Source organism: Halomonas sp. BC1 (genome assembly GCF_002078135.1).
In the GTDB taxonomy this organism is placed as follows: domain Bacteria; phylum Pseudomonadota; class Gammaproteobacteria; order Pseudomonadales; family Halomonadaceae; genus Vreelandella; species Vreelandella stevensii.
This window is the reverse complement of record NZ_LFGS01000015.1, coordinates 3,179-4,589: the sequence shown is the minus strand read 5'-3', so window position 1 is coordinate 4,589 and position 1,411 is coordinate 3,179. Positions and strand designations below refer to the sequence as shown.

Sequence of the window (1,411 nt, the reverse complement as noted above, 5' to 3'; positions counted from 1 at the left end):
AAGCAATGGGATGGAGTCCTCCCCACCCTACTCCGGCGTCGTTGCGCCACACTGGTGGGTGAGAGCATCACTGACCAGCTTGAGGATGAGGAGAACTCCCCATGAACATTACCCGGGTCGGCGTGGATATCGCAAAGTCTGTCTTTCATGTGCACGGCGTGGATCGCCATGATCAGGTCCAGTGGCGCGGCAAGTACTCCCGCGGTAAGTGGCTGGACGCCATCGCCAAACGGGTTCCCGAGGGGGCCGAGATCGGCATGGAAGCCTGCGCTTCGTCCCACCACTGGGCCCGTGAGCTGCAAGCACGCGGCTATCGCGTCAAGTTGATTGCTGCCCAGTTCGTCAAGCCCTACGTCAAGAGCAACAAGAACGACCGTGTCGATGCCGAGGCCATCTGCGAAGCCATGGGCCGGCCCAACATGCGTTTCGTCGCGGTCAAGACCGTTGAACAGCAGGATGTCCAGGCAGTGCATCGCATCCGTAGCGAACTGGTTCAGCAGCGAACCGCCAAGGCCAACCAGATTCGTGGCCTGATTGGCGAGTACGGGCTGGTGGCGCCCACCGGCATCGGCCAGCTGCGTGCTGCCCTGCCACGCTGGCTGGAGGACGCCGAGAACGGCCTGACCGATGACTTCCGTGTCCTGCTGGCGGGCCTCGCCGAGGACCTGCGCCACCTGGATGAACGCATCGTCACGGTGACAGAACGCATCGAACGTCACGCCCAGACCGACCCCATCGCCAAGCGGCTAATGACCCTGCGCGGTGTCGGCATACTGACCGCCAGCGCCCTGGCTGGGGCCCTGGGAGATGCCCAGGCTTTCAAGCGCGGGCGTGACTTCGCCGCCTCCCTCGGCCTGACCCCGCGACAGCACAGTACCGGCGGACGTGACCGCCTGCTGGGCATCAGCAAACGCGGCGACAGCTACCTGCGCACCCTGCTGGTGCATGGGGCTCGCGCGGCATTGCGATGGAACGAAGGCCATGAGGACAACCTCAGCCACTGGTTCAGGCAGCTGGCCGAGCGCAAGCACGTCAATGTCGCAGTCATCGCGCTGGCCAACAAGACGGCACGTATCGCTTGGGCGATCACTCGCCACGACAGCGTCTATGACCCCGACCTGGCGGCGCATGCGGCATAACATGCACTTACCGAATTACCGAGTTTTCAACAAGATACCCCACCACCACGATTGCTGAGCATGCTGCAGATGGCGCACAGGTCGAACCGACGTCAGACAACCCCTTAATGAGCGTAGAGCCGCTGAGCTCGTGTAAGCGACTGGGAGCTGACGTGCGGATAGCCCATCAGGGTCCGATGCCTTGGGCATCATTAGTGAGACCGGATATACGTGTGCAGTCGTACCTACCGCCCATCGCGCCTCATGCTGGCAAACGGGGAGGACTCCATATA

General features: G+C 62.6%; 1 protein-coding gene. It reads left to right on the top strand.

Features of this window, described 5'->3' with window-relative positions:
- Positions 1-101 precede the first annotated feature (101 nt).
- Entirely contained in the window at positions 102-1,139 is a 1,038-nt protein-coding gene (locus B7L72_RS11410; RefSeq protein WP_081194420.1) for an IS110 family transposase, read from the top strand.
- The last annotated feature ends 272 nt before the right edge of the window (positions 1,140-1,411 follow it).

What these genes read in the sequence shown, in the direction of transcription:
- B7L72_RS11410 (WP_081194420.1), top strand. Translation starts at nt 102, where the DNA reads ATGAACATTACCCGGGTCGGCGTGGATATCGCAAAGTCTGTCTTTCAT.